Source organism: Paenibacillus baimaensis (genome assembly GCF_025567575.1).
The window spans coordinates 48,751-68,937 of record NZ_JAOQIO010000023.1; the positions used below are offsets into that span (position 1 = coordinate 48,751).

Sequence of the window (20,187 nt, forward strand, 5' to 3'; positions counted from 1 at the left end):
CCTTGAACATCCAAACGAAGGTTCACACGGTTTTCATGCTGATCGGGTCTACGGAATGCGGCAAAACCACGTTTGCCAAGGAAGTGCTGATTCCCGGAGTGCGTTTTGAGGATGCTAGTCGGAATATCAGGGCCAACGTTCAATATTTGTCCTCCGACCAGATCCGCCAAGAGATACTTGGATATGAATACGACAAGTATGATCAGGTGATGCTCGAGGCCAGCGAGCAAACTTTTCATTTATTGTTTGAAAGGCTGAAGGTGGCGACATCTTTTCCGGTCAATGCAGAGTTTGTAGTCGTCGATACAACCGGGCTGTCCGAGGATTTTCGGGCAAAGGTGAAGGAGATTACGTTTCAGAGCAACTACAACCTTGAGGTCATTGTGTTCGATTATCGAAAGCGGGACGATTACTATGCGTCGGACCGATCAAAGAAACTGATCACGTACCACATTAACCGGCTAAAAAAGGACGTCCTTGGCTCGCTAGCCCGTGAGGGTTACGGCAAGATTCATAAAGTGCGTGCAAAAGACTTTTATCTGGCCGAAGAAGGAAGGGCAAATCCTGAATATAACATCGTCATCGAGGATTTGGATGCTTACGTATTTACCATTCTTCCTCAAGATCAGCAGTACATCGTCATTGGCGATGTCCACGAATGTGTGGAAGATTTGAAGGGGCTGCTGCTTGATCATGGTTATAAGATCGAGATGGGTAAACTGATTTGCAATGATAAGCTGAAGCAAACCAAGCTGGTTCTGGTTGGGGACTGGATTGATAAAGGTAAACAAACGAAGGACATCATTCAGTTTCTGTACGATAATCGAGAGCACTTTTACCTCGTACTTGGGAACCACGAGAACTTCGTTGACAAGTATATGAAAGGTGAAATTAACGGTGTCGACCAAGAGCTGCTTCATGCTTATTTTGACTCAACGCAGGTATTATTGAACGATCCAGAGCTGCTGGAGAAATTTCAGCATTTGGTATCGATTTCGAAGCCATTCTATAGGTATGTGGGGGCCAACGGACCGTCCTTTTATGTCACTCATGCCCCGTGCCGGAATAAGTACATCGGTAAGCTGGATACAAATTCCGTCCGGCATCAAAGGAATTTTCGAATCGACCGGGAAGCGCCGCTAGAGGGGCAGCTTGCTTTTCTGCAGGAGGAAGCGGTCAAAAATCATCCTTACCACGTGTTTGGGCACGTCGCAGCCAAGCAGTCTTTCCGGATCGGCAATAAAATCCACATCGACACCGGCAGTGTACACGGCAACCTGCTAACTTCCGTCAGCATTTCATATAAACCGTTTATGAAGTCCCGGAAGTCCCATCAAGCGGTGATTGCTGAGGAATTGCAAACTCTATTCAAGAATGTGCGAAAGGTATCTATTCGAGACCTTGGGGAAGATGACATTCGCAGACTTCGCTATTGCTCGCGAAACAAAATCAACTTCATTTCAGGCACTATGTCTCCAGCGGATAAGAACGAGCAGACGAATGAACTTGAGTCTTTGAAACGGGGTCTCGATTATTTCAGAGAACACGGCACCCAGCAAGTTGTCCTGCAACCCAAATATATGGGTTCGAGATGCAATATTTATTTACATAAAGATCTGGAGCAATGCTTTGCTGTGAGCCGTAACGGCTACAAGATCAATCATGTCGATTTAACGGAGATTTACGGCAAGCTACTGCTCAAGTTCGGCGGCTATATGCAGGAGCAGAAGATTGTGATGCTGATTTTGGATGGTGAGCTTCTCCCGTGGAAGTCGCTGGGTGAAGGGCTTATCGAAAGACAGTTCAAGCCCATTGAGAGGGCGCTGGAGACAGAGCTTACGTTCCTGAAGCAAAACGGTTTTGAAGAAGCATATAATAAGCTCATTGCCGAATATGAGGCGAGTGGGTTTGAAAAAGACCAGCATCATACCACTAAAGCCGCTTTAAGCGACAAGTATGGCTCAAGTGTGTACCAAAACTATAAGTACGTCCATGATATTTGGGAAACCTATGTCCCTTTATCCGAACATATGGAGGCCTATCAAACGTACAAGAGGCAGTTGGAGCTGTACGCGGAAGACGAGGTCATGGAGTATAAACCGTTTGCCGTTCTAAAAATCGTATATGAAGACGGGAAGGACCAAGTCCCGGAATGGAAGACCTCCGAAATGTACGGCTTTCTGTCGGAAGACGAGGCACTCACGCTTGATCTATCTGAGCCGGAGTACATGAAGAAAGCCGACAGTTACTTCTCCAAACTTACGATGGAGAACCATATGGAGGGAATCGTGATCAAACCGGAGATGTGGAACGGAAAGACGGTACCTTATATGAAGGTGCGAAATCCCGAATATTTGTCCATCATTTACGGGTATGATTACAAGTTTCCGCATAAATACCGCAAGCTGCTCAAGCAAAAGAATGTTAATAAAAAGCTTCGTACCTCGCTTAATGAGTACCAGCTTGGAATGCAAATGCTGGCGGTGTCATTTGATGATATTGCGCCTGAGCATGAGGCCTATCAAGAGATCGCGGCCAATCTGCTGTTTGAGGTGTCGCAGGAGCGGGAGATCGATCCACGTCTATAACATTAGGTAGGGTGTCTGAATCTTGTAATCTGTCATTCGTGATCTTTATATGAAAAAGCTCAAGCACCGGGCTTCCCAAGCCGACGTTTGAGCTTATTTAATAATTGATCCCGCGGCCAACGTCCGAGCCTTATTACAATTATCTGCCAAATTCGAGTTATACATGGTATAATTTTGCTATTCACAAAATAGATAGTGAAACGATATACATATGGCATCAATAACAAAGGGAACAGGCTAAAAAGTAATTGTGAAACTGTGTAGAAGGTAGTGAACTATATAGATACCTCGAGAAATTATAAAATTTATTTGCAAGGCTCAATTTTTATTGCATTAATCCAGATTTTTGAAGGTGTTTTAATACTTGCTTCTTTAGATAATGCGAATAGAATGAGTAATATATTTTCATTAATTGAATTCATTTGGGTTCCAGTCAGCATCGTAATGTTCATTCAGAATCGTAAGAAGCGTCTTAGAATACTCTCTCCAATTTCTTTTGTCATATATAATTTTTTGGGATGGATTACTGGAATAATAATGTACATACTTGATTCCAATGTTAACGTGTACGAATTTAAGTGGATATTCTTGTGTGGTGTACTATTCGGATTATATTACCTCTTTTTAAATATTAAATTAACAAGAACCATAAATGAAAAGTAAGTTAATATTTTATAAATGACTCAAATTGAAGAAGTCGGTACGTTCACTATGGAAAGAATCAATGTGCATATCCTGTCAGAAGAAAGAATTTAATAATTGCCTGTGAGCTTGGACAAGTAAGCAAACAAATGAAGACACCATTTAGTTGTTATGGGAAAAGTGTCTATCGGATTTAAAGGTGACCGGACTGGTAACATAAGAGTTCAGACACCCATCTGGGATGAACTAATAGCCACACGATCCTTAGTAGGTATGATTATTGATTGGTTTTTTCAGAGAAGGAAGGGTTTGTATAAGTGAACTGGAAGGGTGAATTGCTCTGAGAAGACTGATACTTATCATATATCTGCTAGTTAATTTAATAATAGGTGCAGGATTATTAATTTCCACGCCTATGATATTAGTTTGGGGAATTGGATTAATACCAACTATTATTTTATTGATAATTTATTTTGTTTTTAATTATTTTGTTATTAGAAGGCAAGAGAAAGTAAAAAGATATTGGATAATATCAATAATTATTGTGTTTGGGTATTGGATCGTATTTCTCTCTTATTTTTCATACAATTCTATACATAACAACGTAATGGCAAATTCCCTAGAACCAAATTTCAAATTTATAAGCAACGATAACAATTATTATTTTACTATTAGATCAAAGAAACAAATTGTTTCTAAGAACGATATTGATTATTTAATTAATAAATTAGGTTCTAATAAAAATATGAATTTGAAACTGTTATTAGATGAAGAAAATGATGGTATGAACCTGTTTTTCAAAGGTAAAGAAATGAAGAGCTGTGGAAATATCCATAATATTGATTACTGCATAAAGTTAGATGAGAGCGGCGATTTTATTTGCACTTCTTTAGCTGGGGGAACAACCAATGTTTGTAGAGAGTATAGTCGAGGAACTGATCAGGCGATAATTAATGATTTTAGAGAAATATTTGATAAAACTAGAATTCTGAAGGAATCTATATCACTAAGTATTGGATCACAGATGGTGGATTCCAGATCTAGCGAAGAGTTTAATTATATACAAATTTGGAACAATTCAAAAATAGAAACAGATGATATAGAAGCTGTATTTCAACTACTTCCTAAAAAAAAGAACCCATATTTATTTTCAGTTAACGAGGGATTAGAGCCGAATGTAAATAAAAATCGAAATCAGTACTATTTTATTTGTGATTTGTTAGGGAACAAGACAATAGTTTCAAATGAAGACATACATTTTTTCAATTATAAAAAATAGTTTGACCTTCTATTAGACTAATCCGAAATTTTCTCTAAATATTTAACGATATTGAAGATATTTACAATTTACTTGGCACATGCCCTTTAATCAACGCATACTGCAATTAATCTATTTTGAAGTTAATGTGTGATTTAACATGCTAAATCAGCGAAATAAATATTAAGTTACACCCAAGGACTTAAGAATTAGAAACCCCTCATTCCTTTTGCGGAATAGAGGGGCTGTCTTACATGCTTGGAAAATGAATGTATTATGATTTTTGTGCGAAAAACCAAACGCCGAGCTTTACTGAAGTCTTTAGGGAGTATTTGATCCCGTTCTTATTGACGGAGGAGTTCAAATCAGATACATTCTCACCTTCGAGACCAAGATCTGTGATAATAGCCGAAATTTCTGATACCTCTAATTTGGGATTTGTGGCTGCAATCAGGGAAACAATCGATAATATGATATCAGTTCCAGATGCATCCGTTTTTCCATCCCCTACCCCGGCTATGAAAACTTCGCGCACACTCCCATCTTTTTGATTGATAGCTCCGTTTAATATCAGATTATTAGTAAATTTCACTTGAAAATTATCCGGAGCCTGAACCCCGAGATCAATCTTGTTAATTTGGTGTGAAAACCCAATTTCTTTTGCGAATGCATTAAACGCTTGTTTGAAATGTTCGATGCTGGGACTAACAGAACTAATTTTCCCCTCTTGTGCGAGCATTTTAGAAACTGTTTCATAATCTTTGAAATTTTTAGCAGCTTTAGCTTTAGCTGCCTGTGGTGATCCGCCTTCAAATTGGAATAAAATTTCATTTATATCTTTTGCACCGGATAAAGCCACCCCTCTTTGAGTGAGTGGAAATCTGACTGCTCCCAGGAATTGTCCGGAAGTAGAAGAGGCATTTGTATTTGTGTCATGAAAGTATAGCCAGACGAATTCGAAACCTTTCGAATCCTTTCGTATATTTTCATAAATTTGATAGAATTCAGCTTCGGTAGCGGCATCAGTCATAACTCTGACACCTCTGCCCGGTCCCTTCTTACTTTTATTATCTTCAAAAATTGTATAGGGTACTGCTTTTGGAGTTTCTTTAACGGGAGGCTGATTGGATGCGACGCTTTCAACATTTATCCCAATTGTGTTAGCTGAAGCTTCGGGTGAAGCAGGCGCTGCAATTATAGCCACTATAAAAAATACAAATAACGCTCCTGATATTATAAAGTATTTAGTGTGCAACCCTTTCTTTTGAAAAAGTGCTATTATCGCCCCGAGTAAACAAGCAAGTGATCCCAGGAAACACATGACACTAATAAATGCCCACATGTTAACAACTCCATATACTCTCTCCATCGGTTGAAGAATTTGCTCGAAATCTGTCAAATCCAAATATACCAAATATAGGAACAAAGTGCTAAGCATAATTGTGAGAAATTTCATTACTAATTTTTCATCCAACGCAAAGTCCCTCCAGCAATGGTGGGATTTTTTGCATTAAATTATCTAAAAAATTGTAAACATTGCCTTTTCCAGTGCTTACAACAGATTATTCTTTCACTTTGCTAGGCCTTATCCTTGCTTTGCTCAGAATTGGTTCAGAATAGACATGTTAAACTAACTATACAAAAGAATAAGACAAAATTAGACAGGGGAAAGGGCGGATTGTGTCAAACGTTGTAGGATTTTCGCCTGCTTGAATGCAGTAGGTAAGTTGATAGTTTTGTTTCTATTAACGCTTCTAGCAAGCGTAATACAAGTGAAAGTGAAGGGGAGTATTTAGTGAGAAAACGTTGGAATTCCGGATTGGCCAAAATATTAATTGCTGCTCTGTTGGTTCAGTGTATGCCTCTCTTGCATGGGGGGATTAGCGCGGTTCAAGCAGATGGAACGGTAACGGGACAGACTTACGGCAGTGGAACTAATACCGTGCAGTCGAATACTTACACCGTGGTTACGCCGACGCTGCAGCTGACTACGCTCACAACGACCAGTTCAATAACAGACTATAAATGGGAGAGAGTCACGTCAAATTTACCTCCCGCTGCCAGACAAGCTGCGGCTATGGCTCATGACGAGAAGGCAGGCAATGTGGTCATGTTCGGTGGTCAGGGCAATAGCGGACTGTTTGATGAGACCTGGATTTGGGATGGTAGACAGAAAACTTGGCAAGAATTGACGATTACTTCTTCCAAGCCTCCCAAACGTCAAGGAGCGGTAATGGCCTATGACGCTACTAGCCAAAAAGTGCTTATGTTTGGCGGCGTAGGTCAGTCAGGCTCACTTCTTGGCGATACTTGGCTGTGGAACGGCACAGATGAAAAATGGGAGCAAGTAAGCGGGACAGCTCCTTCAGCCCGTGGAGGAGCTCAGCTCGCCTATGATGGTGAGCAGCTAGTCTTGTTCGGCGGTTATACAGGAAGTGGAAATTCGAAGACGCTGCTTGGCGATACATGGCTGTGGAACGGAACAACCTGGACGCAGGCGCAGCCAGCTCAGTCACCTCCTGCTGCATATAGCGGCCAGATGGCCTACGACGGCAATACGGCGGTGCTGTACGGCGGTAACTCGGGATCGGTGACGAAATCGTATGTAGCCACCAGCGACAATTCGACTCATTCAGTGACCCATGATGACAGTTCTCCGCTGCTGTGGAAGTGGGATCGGGCTGCACAGTCATGGAGTTCGGTGAATGGTCCACATGTTGATTACGGTCGTTGGGGCCATGTCATGGCTTATGACGGACGCCGCGTTGTGCTCTTTAGTGGGGAACGGGACTATGTGCATACGTACGCTGCCGAGTTGGTGAAAGGCTTGAAATTGCCTACGACCAGGTATCCCCCTGCGTTCGACAGCATGGCGTACGGTTGGAGTAGCGACAAGTGGGAAGGCAGTGCGCGGCCGAAGTTCAGCATGGAAGGAATCTTTGAGAACAAAACGAATCCCACTAACTCAGTCTCCTACGATGTTCAGCTAGTTTCCAATCAGCAGATTCCCTTCCCGCTCAGCTATGCCAGCATGGCATTTGACGGTAAAAATTTTGTTGTATTCGGCGGAAGCCGCAGTGAAATTGGTGTTGTAAACTTCCCGAGTAGCGGCAATGCTCAAGTCGGGACGTGGCCTGCAACTATTATGAACGAAACCTGGGTGTTCGGTTATTCGCCGCCGACAGCGCCAGGTATTAAGTTTGATGAGGATCCGGTTATCAAATTTGACTCTCAACATATCAATGATACCGTCAGCGTTGTGACGAATGTTTATGACAATGGCAACAAAGCCATCTCCTCGCAAGGAGTGGAGTACCGTAAGAAGGGAGATAGCGCTTGGACCCGGGTACCTTATACGGGAACAATCCCGGATGATCCAAGCCCCTTTACCATTGAAATCCCGGGTCTGATTTGGCAGCAGGATTATGAGATTCGTGGCTATGCAGTTAATGAGATTGGCACAAGCTACACAGAAATCAAGGATTTTGCTATGAAGAACGATCCGAACATGCTGCCGCCGGAGGTCCATTTCGACCGGGTTGGTGCATCGTTCCTGCATGTTAATGATAAAAAGCGGCTAGTCGCTGTCGGCACAGGCATTACGAATTTGCTGCGCAAGCCGTTGGATATGATTCATTACTACCTGAAGGGTCAGGACGGCCAACGATATGATTTGGATTACAATATCCTAAATTCTCGCCAGTTGGAACTGACAGTGAGGGATAAGGTTGAGAATGACAAGAAGGTTAAGGTTGAATTACCGCCAGGTAAATATGATGTCCGTCTGGAGCATGAGTTCTACAAAGACGATGACAACCCTAATTTCAATGTATTCCTTGAAGGGCTGACAGTGACGGCACTTGATTTCTACAAACCGCGCAACTTTGCCCGAGTAGAAGTTCCAAGCACTTCCGCAAGCAATGAAGTGAACAGCCTTGTGCTGCAAGGTCCGTTTACGGAGGACCCAAATACGGTGAATACCTATACGCTTAACGATACATCAGAAACCGTGACGATCAACGAATCCGTCATGTTTAAAGGCAGCCGTCTTGCGGTGACCAAGGAGCCATCAACCGGCAAGGCCACGATTAGTGGAGAGGGCCGCTTATTCGTCAATGGCGGTGGAACCTTGGGATCGAATTTGTCCTACACGATTCAGGACGGAGCGTTTACGATTTCGTCGGACAACTTTTCCGTTGCCCTGAACAGCAGTCAGGCAACTGATTATTTGAATATGGATATGCCTGTCAAGGCGAGCAAGCTTATTTTTGCCAAGGATGGCTTGCGTTTGACTGGTGATCTTGAGATCGGCTTGCAGGTAGGGAGCCAGAAGGTTACAGGTTCCGTACCGGTTGAAGAATTGAAATTCCGCAATAACCGATTTGATCTATCCGGTACGTATACGATGAACAACAGCTTTAAAGTTGGGCCGTTTAACGCAAACGACACCAAATTTGTTGTGGACAGCCGCATTCCTTATGTTGGCGTTCGGGGTACGGGCAGCTTGCCTGATACCGATCTTAGCTTTGATTTGAACATGAAGACCAAGCAGGGACGTCTGGATGGTGTGAACTTTGGCATGTATCACAAGACGCAGCTGGCTTCGACAGGCCTTCAGGTTAATTATTTGTTTGGCAATGTAGACAAGCTGGCGGAAAAAACGCAAATTCCCCAGAAATTTAACGTTACAGGCTCAGTGATGGATCTAATTGTACCTGAGTTGAAGCACCCACAGGTTAATTACAAATTCAACCTGATCGGAACCGATTCGGTGAATATGGATGTATCCTCCTATGGCTTTAACGCCAGTGGAATCGAGTATTATTACTGGCTGCCTGTGAATAACATGAGCATGCAGACTGTGGTAAACCCAGCGACAGCTGGAATAAAAGGGTTCTCCTCTCCGGGCTTTGCTTCAAAGGGAGATATTAACTTATTCGAAGTGGTTAAGGGAGCGATGACCAACTATTCCTTCAATAAAAAAGGCTTTAACGGTGCAATAAAGGGAACCGTATATGTTCCTAAAGGAATCCCGCGTATCGGTGGGGCGACGGTAAATAACGTAGCACTCTATGTTACTGAAACTGGCATATATGGTACGTTCAAGCATAACAAGATTGGTGCTAATATAAAGTATACCTTTAACAACAACACGATTCTGTTTGAGGTGGAAGCTGAGCCTCCGAAGCAATCGTGGTGGGAAAAGCTCGGCAATTCGGTGATGGACTTCATGGAAAAGCCCCAACCATGGCTGGATATAGCAGAAGAATTGTTCCTGATGAGCCCGGGTTCGAATTCGGATTCGCGTAAAAAGGTAACCATTGCTTCTAACGATGAGATGCAGAGAGTATATGATTTGACACCGGTGAGCCAGTCCTTCCAACCAGAGGATACGGTGCGCACAGACGTTAAGGCGCGCCTAGTCGATGGACAGCTTACTACACTGGATCTGACGTCGCTGATGACATCAGAGGTGAACGCTTCGAGTGGACAGGTGACTAACGGTTTTGCAGTAGATCGTACTTACAATGCGTTCATCGCCTTGAAGGGGGATCAGCGATCAGCCGTTCTGAACGCTCCTGCAGTAACGGACCCAGCGTCTGAGCCATTCGTACAGCCGAAAGTATTTTATCATGCAGCTAGCGATACAACTTTTATGCGTGTGTCGTTATACGCAGGAAACTGGAAGCTGGTGACGAACAGCAACAGCCGTATTAGCATACATGAATTGCTGTTTGCGAACGAAACACTGACGCTTGATGCATTGGTGAATTTATGGGCGCAAACGCCTGAGCGGTCAGTTACATCACTTACGATGAAGGAACGCGGAGCCTACGTACTGAAGGTTGGGGCAGCACAGGGTGAGGTTATTATTTATAAACCTGATGGAAGGCCTTACGGCCTGCAAGCCGTGCAGAATCAGCCAGATTGGAATGCCTACCGTGATGCAAACGGCAATTTGTACGCACTACTGGATGCGGTGGAGGCTGGAACTTGGATTATCAGCGCCGGCACTAGTCCGACAGCAGCCTTGAACATTGTACCGTCGCAGTCGAAAATCAGCGATGTAGCACAATGGGTGCAAGCTCAAGCCTATCCTACGGCATTTCAAATGAGCGCAACGAACAATGGCCAGGCGATTGTCGAGATTTACGGGGCCAATGCGCAGACGAAGCTGTATACGCCAAAAGGCGAGCTTTATACACTGCAGCTTGATCCGAACCAAGCGGGCATGGACGCCATTTATGATGAATCACAGCAAAAGCTGACCATTTTGCTTAACGGGGCTGATCTGAGCGGGAAGTGGACAGCAATAAGCAGCAGCTTTACGAGTGTTGTTGCCTACACATCCACAAGGAAGTTCAAATCGATCAAACCACTGCTGGCGGAAGGGCGCTTTTCCAAGAACTTCGAATTGGGTGAGCCTGGAGATTATATGCTGACGATCAGCGGTGGAACTGCTGACACGGTAATCACGGCTCCGGACGGAACGCCGTATACTTTGAACTTTGAAACTCCAAACGGCAATGCCTACCTGCAGCCTGCTGCAGACCGGGTATTAAGTGCAAACACGGGCGTAGATCCGCTTAAGCAGACGCAGGTTGATACACCAAACCCTGTGCAGGACGGACGGGATACGTTGTATGTTTCGCTGCTGGGAGCGCCTGTAGGCCAATGGATGATCCAAAATGCGAAAAGGGTTAATCTGCAAATCCAGAAGCTAATCCCAACGCCTGCAATTAAGGCGTCGGTATCACCTGTTTCCGGTGCAGAAAACCGTATTCGAGTGACGTGGTCGATGGAAAATGCAGCGTCTGATGCGGAAGTGACGGTTATGCTTACCGACAGCGCCGATCAATCCATCGGGGAAGTGATCGCGAGTGGCTTATCTGCTTCTGGCAGCACAACCATCGATATACCCGCCTCAACGATGCCTGGGACTTATTATGTGTCCGTAGCGGGCGTGAGCGCAGGCAAAGTGCCTGTGTACGCAACTGCGGTAGGAACGGTTGAGGTAACTGCTCCTTATACGCTTAATGCGCCAGCACAGCCTGAGGTGCTTTCTACAGGCAACGGAGAAGTATCGCTGCGCTTTACTTCCATATCGGGAGATGTGAAGGCTTATCGGATTTGGGTCAGCGGAGGCACAAACGGCCAGACTGCTGTTCCGATTATGGACTTTAATCCGCAGACGGGAGATTGGCAGTATGCGATTATTTCCGGTTTGACTGCCGGAGCTTCTTATACCTTTGCGGTATCGGCTATCGGGCAAGAGCAAGGAAGATTTGTATTGAGTCCTCTTTCTTCGAGCGTGACATCGGAGCTTCCTGTTCCTCAACCGGCTACTCTGGCGGTTTCGCTGGATGCAGCTTCACATGCGATCGAGCGCGCCTATACGGCGTTTGACGGAAATGAGGAAAAGCTGCTTCTTACAGCGGCTGAGCAAGCTACCTTGCAGGTAACGGCGAATCAAAACGCATCGCTTACACTGACGGTTAATGGGCAGCAGTTGGGCAGTGGGCAAGTAGCTGCAGATGGCACTTATGGGTTTGCACTGCATTCTCTGCTTAATGTAAGTGTGCTGAAAGAGCGGGAATACAATCTGCTGATCGAAGCGGTCAATGAGCGCGGCGACCGCAGCGTGGCGTACCGCAAGCTGTTTGTTGATCGTACCGGTCCGCTGCTTATCGCGTCCGGAGGTGATGATGCGCAAGGCAAACCGATTTCGTTGAACGGTACTGTAACCAATGACAGCAAGGTTTATATTACCGGTCAAACGGATGCCGGAGCGAAGCTTGTCATTAATGGAATAAGTGTTCCTCTTAATGATGAAGGTCGCTTCGTATATTATGCACCGCTCGATTGGGTGACACAGGTAGATCGGAACCAGATCAAGATCACGGCATCCGATGAGATCGGCAATAAGACGGAATATGGCTTTGAGGTACTGCGTGATTTGGTAGGAACGATCCCAACTTACCCTGGTGATCTTGCTGCATTGACGACAGGAAGTGCTAAGATGAGCACACCTTATAAATTTGGTACAAACTCGTATCAAGCGTTAGCTTACGCGGATAAGGTTCGTGTCTACGCGGTTCCGATGGTTGTATCCTCCGTGGTGAAAGTAGACGGACAGACGCTTCCGGAAAACGGCTATGTAGATGTAGATGTGCCTGCTGCTGGACGTACCGTGCAAATACTGGTTCATCCTGATAATGCAGCAGACAAGCAATATACGCTGCAAATTAACGGAACGGGCTCCAGCGTAGCGGTACTGCGTATGTTGAAGCTGAATAACGCCACGACTTCGCAAACGGGTGATGAGCTCGCTGCGCAGGCTTTTACAGGAGCGGAAGAAAGCTATGCCGTTTATGTGAATAATACAGTGGACCAAGTTAACTTGACACCTGGCGCCCTGAAGGCGGGATCAGACATTAAGGTTAAGGGACAAGTGGTTCCAAGCGGGCAAGCTTCCCAAACGATTCAGCTGCAAGTAGGAGAAAATCAAATTCCTGTAACTGTTACTTCACCGGATAAGTCGGAAACGCGCAGCTATAAGGTTGCCGTATGGCGGGAACCGAGCAGTAACGCACAGCTGAAGCAGCTGGGACTGGCTACGGACGGAGCCAAGCTGGTGTCTGAGTTCCATCCGGCTACCTTGAATTATCAGGTGCTTGTACCTAATGCGACAGGTGCGATTACGCTTCTGCCTGCTGCGGAACAGTCTGATGCAACAATTCGCATCGAGGGTCAAGCCGTAACGAATGGAGCAGCCCTATCGATTCCGATTACCAAGGATGCTCAACCATTGGCGATCGAGGTAAGTGCACAGGACGGAACCAAGCTCACGTATAATGTTTCCGTTCTGCGTCAGAAGACACTGCCTGTACAGCCGCCTTTGCTGTCGAGCTTGCAGGTGAATACAACCTTGGATAGTGTCTTCAACCCTTATAAGCTTAACTACGGTAGTAGTTTTACGACCACTAGTGGTAAAGCCAACATAACGGCAATTGCCAATGATCCGCAGGCAGCGGTGACGGTAAAAGGCGTATCACTGAAGGGTGGGGGCATCTTCACTCCTGATCTCAGCATTGGGGATAATACCATCATTGTAAGTGTCGAGTCGACTGATCGAACCGTGTCGCAGACTTACTCCATTGATATGAAGCGTGTACGTAATTCTTCTAGTAAGCCGGACCAGAACGAGCGTCAAACGACGATTTCTGGCAGCTCCGGAGGATGGACGTATCAAACCTCAATCGTTCGGACCGCAGAAGGCGGAAAAACGGTCGATTCGGTGAAGCTGGATGCGCAAGCAGCGCGTGCCATATTGGAAAGAGCGGTTCAGAACAAGGATAATATCGCTCGCATTTATGTGACTGACGTGCCTGATGCACCTGCAGATGAGCGGTTTGTAAGCTTGAGCACTGATTTCTTGACCGTGCTTGCAGAGGGCGGCATATCGTTGCAAATCGTACTGCCAGACGTGCAGTTCACTTTAGCGGAAGCTTCGCTGCAACAGATGGGTAAAGACGGTAAGGATGCTTATTTCAGAGTTGTTCCAATTCGCGCTGATGCCGAGCGCAGCGAGGTTACATCGCGGGTTCAGGCAGCCGAGCTGGTACAAAACGCAGCAGGAGGTCAACCGGTCATCGTGATCGGCCAACCGATCAAAATTGAAACTAATTTCTCTGGATACAAGACAGAGCTCTTGTTCCCGCTCAATAACTTGACGCTGCCTGAAAATGAGGCTGCCGCCAAGCAAATTTTATCGGAGCTGGCTGTTTATATTGAGCATAGCGACGGAGACAAGGCGCTTTCGCAAGGAGAAATCCGTTATGATGCAGAAGGCAAGCTGGTTGGTATTGCTATTGAAATCAATAAGTTCAGCACATTCACAACCATTCAAAAGAATGGAACAGATGCGCTGAAGGTGCTGCAACCTTATTTGTCCGGCTACCCGGACGGCACCTTCCGTCCATCGCAAGCGATCACGCGTGCAGAATTGGCAACGATTTTGCAGCGCATCGGGGCACGCAGCACCACAAGCACAACGGCATCGGCACCAGCGGCGGGTTATCCTGATGTATCTGAAGGACATTGGGCGGCCAAAGCAATTGCCGACATGCAGCGCTCGGGACTGATGCTTGGCGATAACAACGGGCTGTTCCGCCCTGACGACGCTATTACCCGCGGAGAGGTGGCCAGCATCGCTGCCAGATTGCTTCCGGCAACTGCGACTGGCAATGCACCGACTGTCGATTACAGTGATACTCGCAATCACTGGGCTTCCGAAGTGATCAAGCAGGCATCACAGGCAGGTATTTTGCAGGGTTATCCGGATGGTACCTTCCAGCCGGAAAACAAGCTGAATCGCGCAGAAGCGGTTAAGGTATTGAACAGATTGTTTGAACGGCCGTTGGCGAACGTGAAATCTTCAAGTTGGCCAGACGTACCGCAGGACCATTGGGCAATACAGGAAATTGAGTCGGCTTCCGGCACGGTGAAGCTGTTGTCTGATGGTAGTGTGTACGTAACACCGAACCATTAATAAGCAAAAGAAGCGTTAAAACGTTAAAGCCCATGATGCCTATAAGGCGCTCATGGGCTTTCGTTTTGTTTGCTTTATTTGCTCGCTTAAGGGGATCGGCCTGCGCTTTTTTCAGTTAAAGATTCGTTCTTGCTATCAAGGTAATATCGACTGACGATAGATTTGCAGAGGTATCGTACCACGGGAATTAGGCGTGAACCCTAGTTGACAACGATTAAAATGTAAAGTAAGCTTTACGTAAAGGTTGCTTTACATCTTAATGTTTCATGGTTGGGGGCTAACATGGAAAACCGTTTAAAAATATTAAGAAATAATAGAGGTTGGACTCAAGAAGAGCTGTCAGAAAAAATTGGAGTTTCAAGGCAAACAGTCATATCTCTCGAAAATGGTAGATACAGTCCTTCCTTATCGTTAGCATTTAAAATTGCAAGGACATTTGAATGTGCAATTGAAGAAATATTCATAGATGGGAATGAATAACGATGGATTTAAATCAATGGATTGGAATTATTGTTATGACTCTTGCACTGTTGACGGCTATTGTTCTCTTAGGAAGTATTTACAAAGTGGTGAAGAAGAATCGTGGCTTAGACGAACGTAACCAACTCATAAGAACCCGCGCTACGTCAGAAAGTGGGCAATTCACACTCATTGGAATCATAATATTATTGGCGATCACTCCTTTTGTTGAAGGACTCACGGTGAAGATCGTCCTCAGCTCTCTTCTCGGGGTGTATTTGTTATCATGGACGGTTTTTGTCATCTATTTTTCAAAGAAAATATAACGATTATCTGAGAAGGAAGGCTCGTTATCCTTATTGAAAGGTCGCTTTCTAGTAAACGATCAGAAATTTAGGCCGCGATCATACCTTCAATTAAATGACTCCCCGTTATAGCGAATACCAGCGAGGTTCACTCTCCGTTCATACTTTTGTGCTATGCTCTCCAATGAAGTAGAGACGTAGTTATCAAAATTTGTGGAGTGTTGGAGGCTTACTATGCCATCGTTTATGAGAAAGATATCTTGCAAAATGATTGTATCAGCGTTACTGGCCGTTACGGTGGGTGTGAGTTTGTTAGAGATTCAGACGCCCGTATCGGCAGCACTTCCCGCTTCTACATCGTTATCCGATAAATCGGAGGGAGCAGCGGCCGATTTGAACGACACTGCCCAGCTAACAGCATTCATCGATGGTATCATGAACGTACATTTGGACAATTTCAAAATTCCAGGGGCGGTCATCTCGATAGTAAAGGATGGACAGGTCCTGCTCGCCAAGGGCTATGGGCACTCCAATCTGGAAGAAGGCAAGCTGGTTGACCCCAGGACGAACCTGTTTCGGATTGCTTCGACAACGAAGTTGTTTACTTGGACGGCAGTGATGCAATTGGTTGAGCAGGGGAAGCTTGATCTCGATACCGACGTCAACACCTACCTGAAAACAGTGAAAATACCAAAAACCTATCCGCAGCCGGTTACTATGCGTCATCTATTGACCCATACCGCCGGGTTTGAGGAAGGGGGCGTTGGCTATCAAATAACCACGGATCCAACCAAACTCCCGGTGTCGATTTCTGATACGCTATCCAAGCATAGGCTGGCGCTTGTTCGGCCTCCGGGCGAGATGATGTCTTATTCCAACTATGGGGCTGCGTTGGCGGGACTTATTGTCGAGGAAATTAGCGGCATCGATTATAATGACTTTATTCAGAACAACATTTTCAATCCGCTCGACATGAAATATGCAACCGTTCATGAGCCTGTTCCGGCTTCTTTAGAGCCCTATGTGGTGCTCGGCTATGCTCGCGAGAACGGTCAATTCGTCACCAAGCCGCTTACGTTCGAGGGAGGTTTCCGCCCTGCGGGATCGGGATCAGTCTCCGCGGTCGATATGGCTCATTTCATGATCGCCCATCTTCAGAACGGGCGTTATGGAGACCAACAAATTCTTAAGCCGGAAACCGCCAAATTGATGCATGCGCCAGCTTTCAAGTTTGACAAACGGCTGCCTGCTATGGATCTTGGCTTTTACGAGCTGCGGATGAATGGACTGCGCGTTATTGCCCACGGGGGCGCTGACACGCTGTTCAATACGGAGCTTTATCTTGTACCTGATAAACAAATCGGTATTTTTGTTTCCTATAGCGGAGGCGAAGGTGGAACAGCAGCGGCAGGTTTGGCCAAAGCCTTTTTCGATCGATACTATCCAGCACAAGTAGGCAAACTGCCTGCTGTGTCGGCCGAGCTTGAGAATGCCGTGCCGAAATATGCCGGCTCCTATCAATTTACGCGTCGTAACCACTCGGAGATAGATAAGTTTTTCAGTTTTTTATCGCAGATCAGTGTTTCGGTTTCCGACAACCGTCTGTCCATTGGAAGTGGAGCTGAACAGCAAATATATGCTCCCATCGAACCGAATTTATTTCAAGAGGTTGGAGGCACACATCAGATCGGATTTCGCACCAATGCATCGGGAAAGGTCACTCATCTGCTTCTGGATATTCTCCCAGAAATGCCGCTCGAACCGACACCGCTGCTTGATCAACCGAAGTTTTGGCTTCCCTTACTCGGAATCTCGGCCATTCTGTTCATCACCGTATTGATTGGATTGGCTTATCGCAGACGCGAAATCAAAGAGCTGCCGAAAGCGCAGAAGTGGGCAGTTCGGCTGTCCGCGGCAACCTCTGCATGGGCGTTAGTGACGCTCATCGCGACGTACGTCGTAGTGTTGAACATGGATCAGTTGGACAGGCTTAGCCGCATCACAGCATCGTTAAATCTTTATCTGTTCATGCCCGTCATACTGGTTGGATTGACCGTAGCGATATTGGCTTTAAGCGTAATGGCATGGAAAAACCAATATTGGACAGTGCTGAAGCGCGTGCATTACACGCTCGTGGCGCTATCGGCAGTGGTGATGAGTTTGTTTTACTATCATTGGAATCTATTGGGATGGCAATTTGGTTAAAACAACAATCTGCCCTTGTCGGTGGAATACGCTAAAGATTGGAGGAAGGTATGTTTATGGCCAAAATCCTTATCGCAGATGACGATGCTCATATTCGCGAGCTGATCACCTTATTTTTGCGGAACGAAGGCTTCGAGATCGTGGAGGCAAGAGACGGTGCAGAAGCGCTGTCGATTGTGGAAAATGTTCGAGTCGATCTGGTTATTCTCGATATTATGATGCCCCAATTAGACGGTTGGGAATTGTGCAGAGAGATCAGACGGATCGATTCGAATATCCCTCTATTAATGGTCACGGTCAAAGGAGAGTCAGCACAAAAGGTGAAGGGTTTTCAGCTTGGAACGGACGATTACTTAACGAAACCGTTTGATCCATTGGAGCTCGTGATGAGAGTAAAAGCGCTGCTGAAGCGCTACATGATTGTCTCCTCGCAAACGATACAGCTGGGTGGCATTGTGCTGAATCGCCGCAGCTTTCAAGTGATTAGGGGAGAGGAGACGCTGAATCTGCCGTTAAAGGAGTTCGAGCTGCTGTTCAAGCTGGCGAATCATCCCGGGCAAATCTTTACCCGTGAACAATTGATCGCGCATATCTGGGGGATGAATTACGAAGGTGATGACCGAACCGTCGATGTTCACATTAAGCGGCTAAGGGAAAGATTTGCTGACGATACGCACCATTTTCAAATTGAAACGGCTCGTAGTCTGGGATACCGGTTAGTGATTACATGATCAAAACCTTATACGTCCGTATTGTTTGCACGTTTCTGGCCGTCATTATTTTCAGTTTGCTATCCGCATTCTTTATTGGATTCTTTTTGTTCAAGAAGGAAATCAACCATATTGGACAGAACGACATGATTGCAGTAGGTGAGGAAATTATCCGTCTCTATGAACAAACAAAGCCCGACGATCGGGATACGTTCATCAAGCGCATGGTAAACGTCTCTGCCTATCCGGTTCACATTTATGATGCTTCGGGTAACGTAACGATCTATGGCTTAAACAATACGAGTAACGTCCAAATCGCGCCGGAAGCCGTTCAGCAGGTGCTGCGGGGACAATATTACCGTTCTCCTGGCGAGGTGGAGCAAACCTTCATCGGTATACCCTTTCCATTTGAAGGGGCGCCACATGCGATGTTTATGCAGTTTTCCTCGCAAAACGAAAATATTATTAATCGGATGGTCCTGCTCGTATTGCTGCTCGCCTTGTTGATTGGAAGCTTATGTATCCTGATTGCGGCCAGATATTTGGTAAAGCCGATCCAGGCATTGACACAAGCGACCAAACGACTTGCGAAGGGCGATTTTAACGTGGAAATCAAAACGAAACGCATGGACGAAATGGGAGCCTTGACGCAAAGCTTTAATGAAATGGCGAGCGAGCTGAAGCAGCTGGAGCTGATGAGGCAGGATTTTGTTTCGAACGTTTCTCACGAAATTCAAACCCCGCTAACGTCTATTTCCGGTTTTGCTATGGCGATGAAAAACAGCAGCTTGGTAGCGGAAAGCGACCGGTTTTATTACCTGGATATCATTATCGCGGAGAGCGGACGATTATCCAGACTTAGCGATAATTTGCTGAAGCTTGCTTCCCTGGATTCGGAGCATCATCCATTCGAGGCGTCTACGTATAATCTCGACGAGCAAATCAGACAAATCGTCGTTACTTGCGAACCTCAGTGGTCGGTGAAGGGCATTCGTATCGATTTGGAATTAGCTGCTGCTGTCAAAATAACGGCTGATCGGGACCAGCTTAACCAGGTGTGGATGAATGTACTCGGCAACAGCATCAAATTTACACCCGCAGGTGGGCATATCGAAATACGCGTTACGCATTCAGTGAATGAAATTTGCTTCGTGATAACCGATTCAGGGATTGGAATAGCACCGGAGCAGCTTGATTATGTATTTGAGCGGTTTTACAAAACGGACCTATCGCGGAACCGCGACATTGGGGGGAATGGTCTCGGGCTTGCCATCGCCAAGAAAATCGTGGATCTTCATCACGGAAGCATCGAAATGAAAAGTCAGGTCGGCCAAGGTACAACAGTGGTTGTTAGGCTGCCTATTCGATAACGGTAACGTGTAGGACCAAGGTTTTTTATCTCTTGATGGAACGAATCGAACTTGCAGGGGTCATCTATTCCTCATAGGAGACATGCACGGAACAGTGT

The 20,187-nt window shown here is 45.7% G+C and carries 9 protein-coding genes; 8 read left to right on the top strand and 1 reads right to left on the bottom strand.

Annotated features, from left to right (window positions below; translation table 11 throughout):
- Positions 1 to 2: 2 nt before the first annotated feature.
- Positions 3 to 2,588, top strand: coding sequence for a metallophosphoesterase (locus OB236_RS09770; RefSeq protein ID WP_262683816.1), 2,586 nt, complete (start codon positions 3 to 5; stop codon positions 2,586 to 2,588).
- Between the two features lie 1,387 nt (positions 2,589 to 3,975).
- On the top strand, positions 3,976 to 4,509 hold the full coding sequence (locus tag OB236_RS09775) for a hypothetical protein (RefSeq protein WP_262683817.1): 534 nt from the start codon (positions 3,976 to 3,978) through the stop codon (positions 4,507 to 4,509).
- Positions 4,510 to 4,762: 253 nt separating this feature from the next.
- On the opposite strand, the gene OB236_RS09780 is transcribed toward OB236_RS09775, so the two are convergent.
- Positions 4,763 to 5,962, bottom strand: coding sequence for a hypothetical protein (locus OB236_RS09780; protein ID WP_262683818.1), 1,200 nt, complete (start codon positions 5,960 to 5,962; stop codon positions 4,763 to 4,765).
- Between the two features lie 321 nt (positions 5,963 to 6,283).
- Here OB236_RS09780 and OB236_RS09785 point away from each other — a divergent pair, with 321 nt between their 5' ends.
- From OB236_RS09785 to OB236_RS09810, 6 genes are all read left to right on the top strand, one after another.
- A complete protein-coding gene (locus OB236_RS09785; RefSeq protein ID WP_262683819.1) occupies positions 6,284 to 15,040 on the top strand; it encodes a cadherin-like beta sandwich domain-containing protein in 8,757 nt (2,918 codons plus the stop codon).
- Between the two features lie 282 nt (positions 15,041 to 15,322).
- The gene (locus OB236_RS09790) at positions 15,323 to 15,520 is read left to right on the top strand and encodes a helix-turn-helix transcriptional regulator (protein WP_262683820.1); all 198 of its coding nucleotides are present in this window, start codon (positions 15,323 to 15,325) and stop codon (positions 15,518 to 15,520) included.
- Positions 15,521 to 15,522: 2 nt separating this feature from the next.
- The gene (locus tag OB236_RS09795; RefSeq protein WP_262683821.1) at positions 15,523 to 15,825 is read left to right on the top strand and encodes a hypothetical protein; all 303 of its coding nucleotides are present in this window, start codon (positions 15,523 to 15,525) and stop codon (positions 15,823 to 15,825) included.
- A gap of 213 nt (positions 15,826 to 16,038) precedes the next feature.
- The gene (locus OB236_RS09800) at positions 16,039 to 18,009 is read left to right on the top strand and encodes a serine hydrolase domain-containing protein (RefSeq protein ID WP_262683822.1); all 1,971 of its coding nucleotides are present in this window, start codon (positions 16,039 to 16,041) and stop codon (positions 18,007 to 18,009) included.
- A gap of 56 nt (positions 18,010 to 18,065) precedes the next feature.
- Entirely contained in the window at positions 18,066 to 18,740 is a 675-nt protein-coding gene (locus OB236_RS09805; RefSeq protein WP_076235647.1) for a response regulator transcription factor, read from the top strand.
- Entirely contained in the window at positions 18,737 to 20,089 is a 1,353-nt protein-coding gene (locus OB236_RS09810; protein ID WP_262683823.1) for a HAMP domain-containing sensor histidine kinase, read from the top strand. Before OB236_RS09805 ends, OB236_RS09810 begins: the two co-directional genes overlap by 4 nt.
- Positions 20,090 to 20,187 lie beyond the last annotated feature (98 nt).

Excerpts from the sequence above, each read along its gene's own strand:
- OB236_RS09775 (WP_262683817.1), top strand. The coding sequence starts at position 3,976 with ATGAATTTGAAACTGTTATTAGATGAAGAAAATGATGGTATGAACCTG.
- OB236_RS09790 (WP_262683820.1), top strand. The coding sequence starts at position 15,323 with ATGGAAAACCGTTTAAAAATATTAAGAAATAATAGAGGTTGGACTCAA.
- OB236_RS09795 (WP_262683821.1), top strand. The coding sequence starts at position 15,523 with ATGGATTTAAATCAATGGATTGGAATTATTGTTATGACTCTTGCACTG.
- OB236_RS09800 (WP_262683822.1), top strand. The coding sequence starts at position 16,039 with ATGCCATCGTTTATGAGAAAGATATCTTGCAAAATGATTGTATCAGCG.
- OB236_RS09805 (WP_076235647.1), top strand. The coding sequence starts at position 18,066 with ATGGCCAAAATCCTTATCGCAGATGACGATGCTCATATTCGCGAGCTG.
- OB236_RS09810 (WP_262683823.1), top strand. The coding sequence starts at position 18,737 with ATGATCAAAACCTTATACGTCCGTATTGTTTGCACGTTTCTGGCCGTC.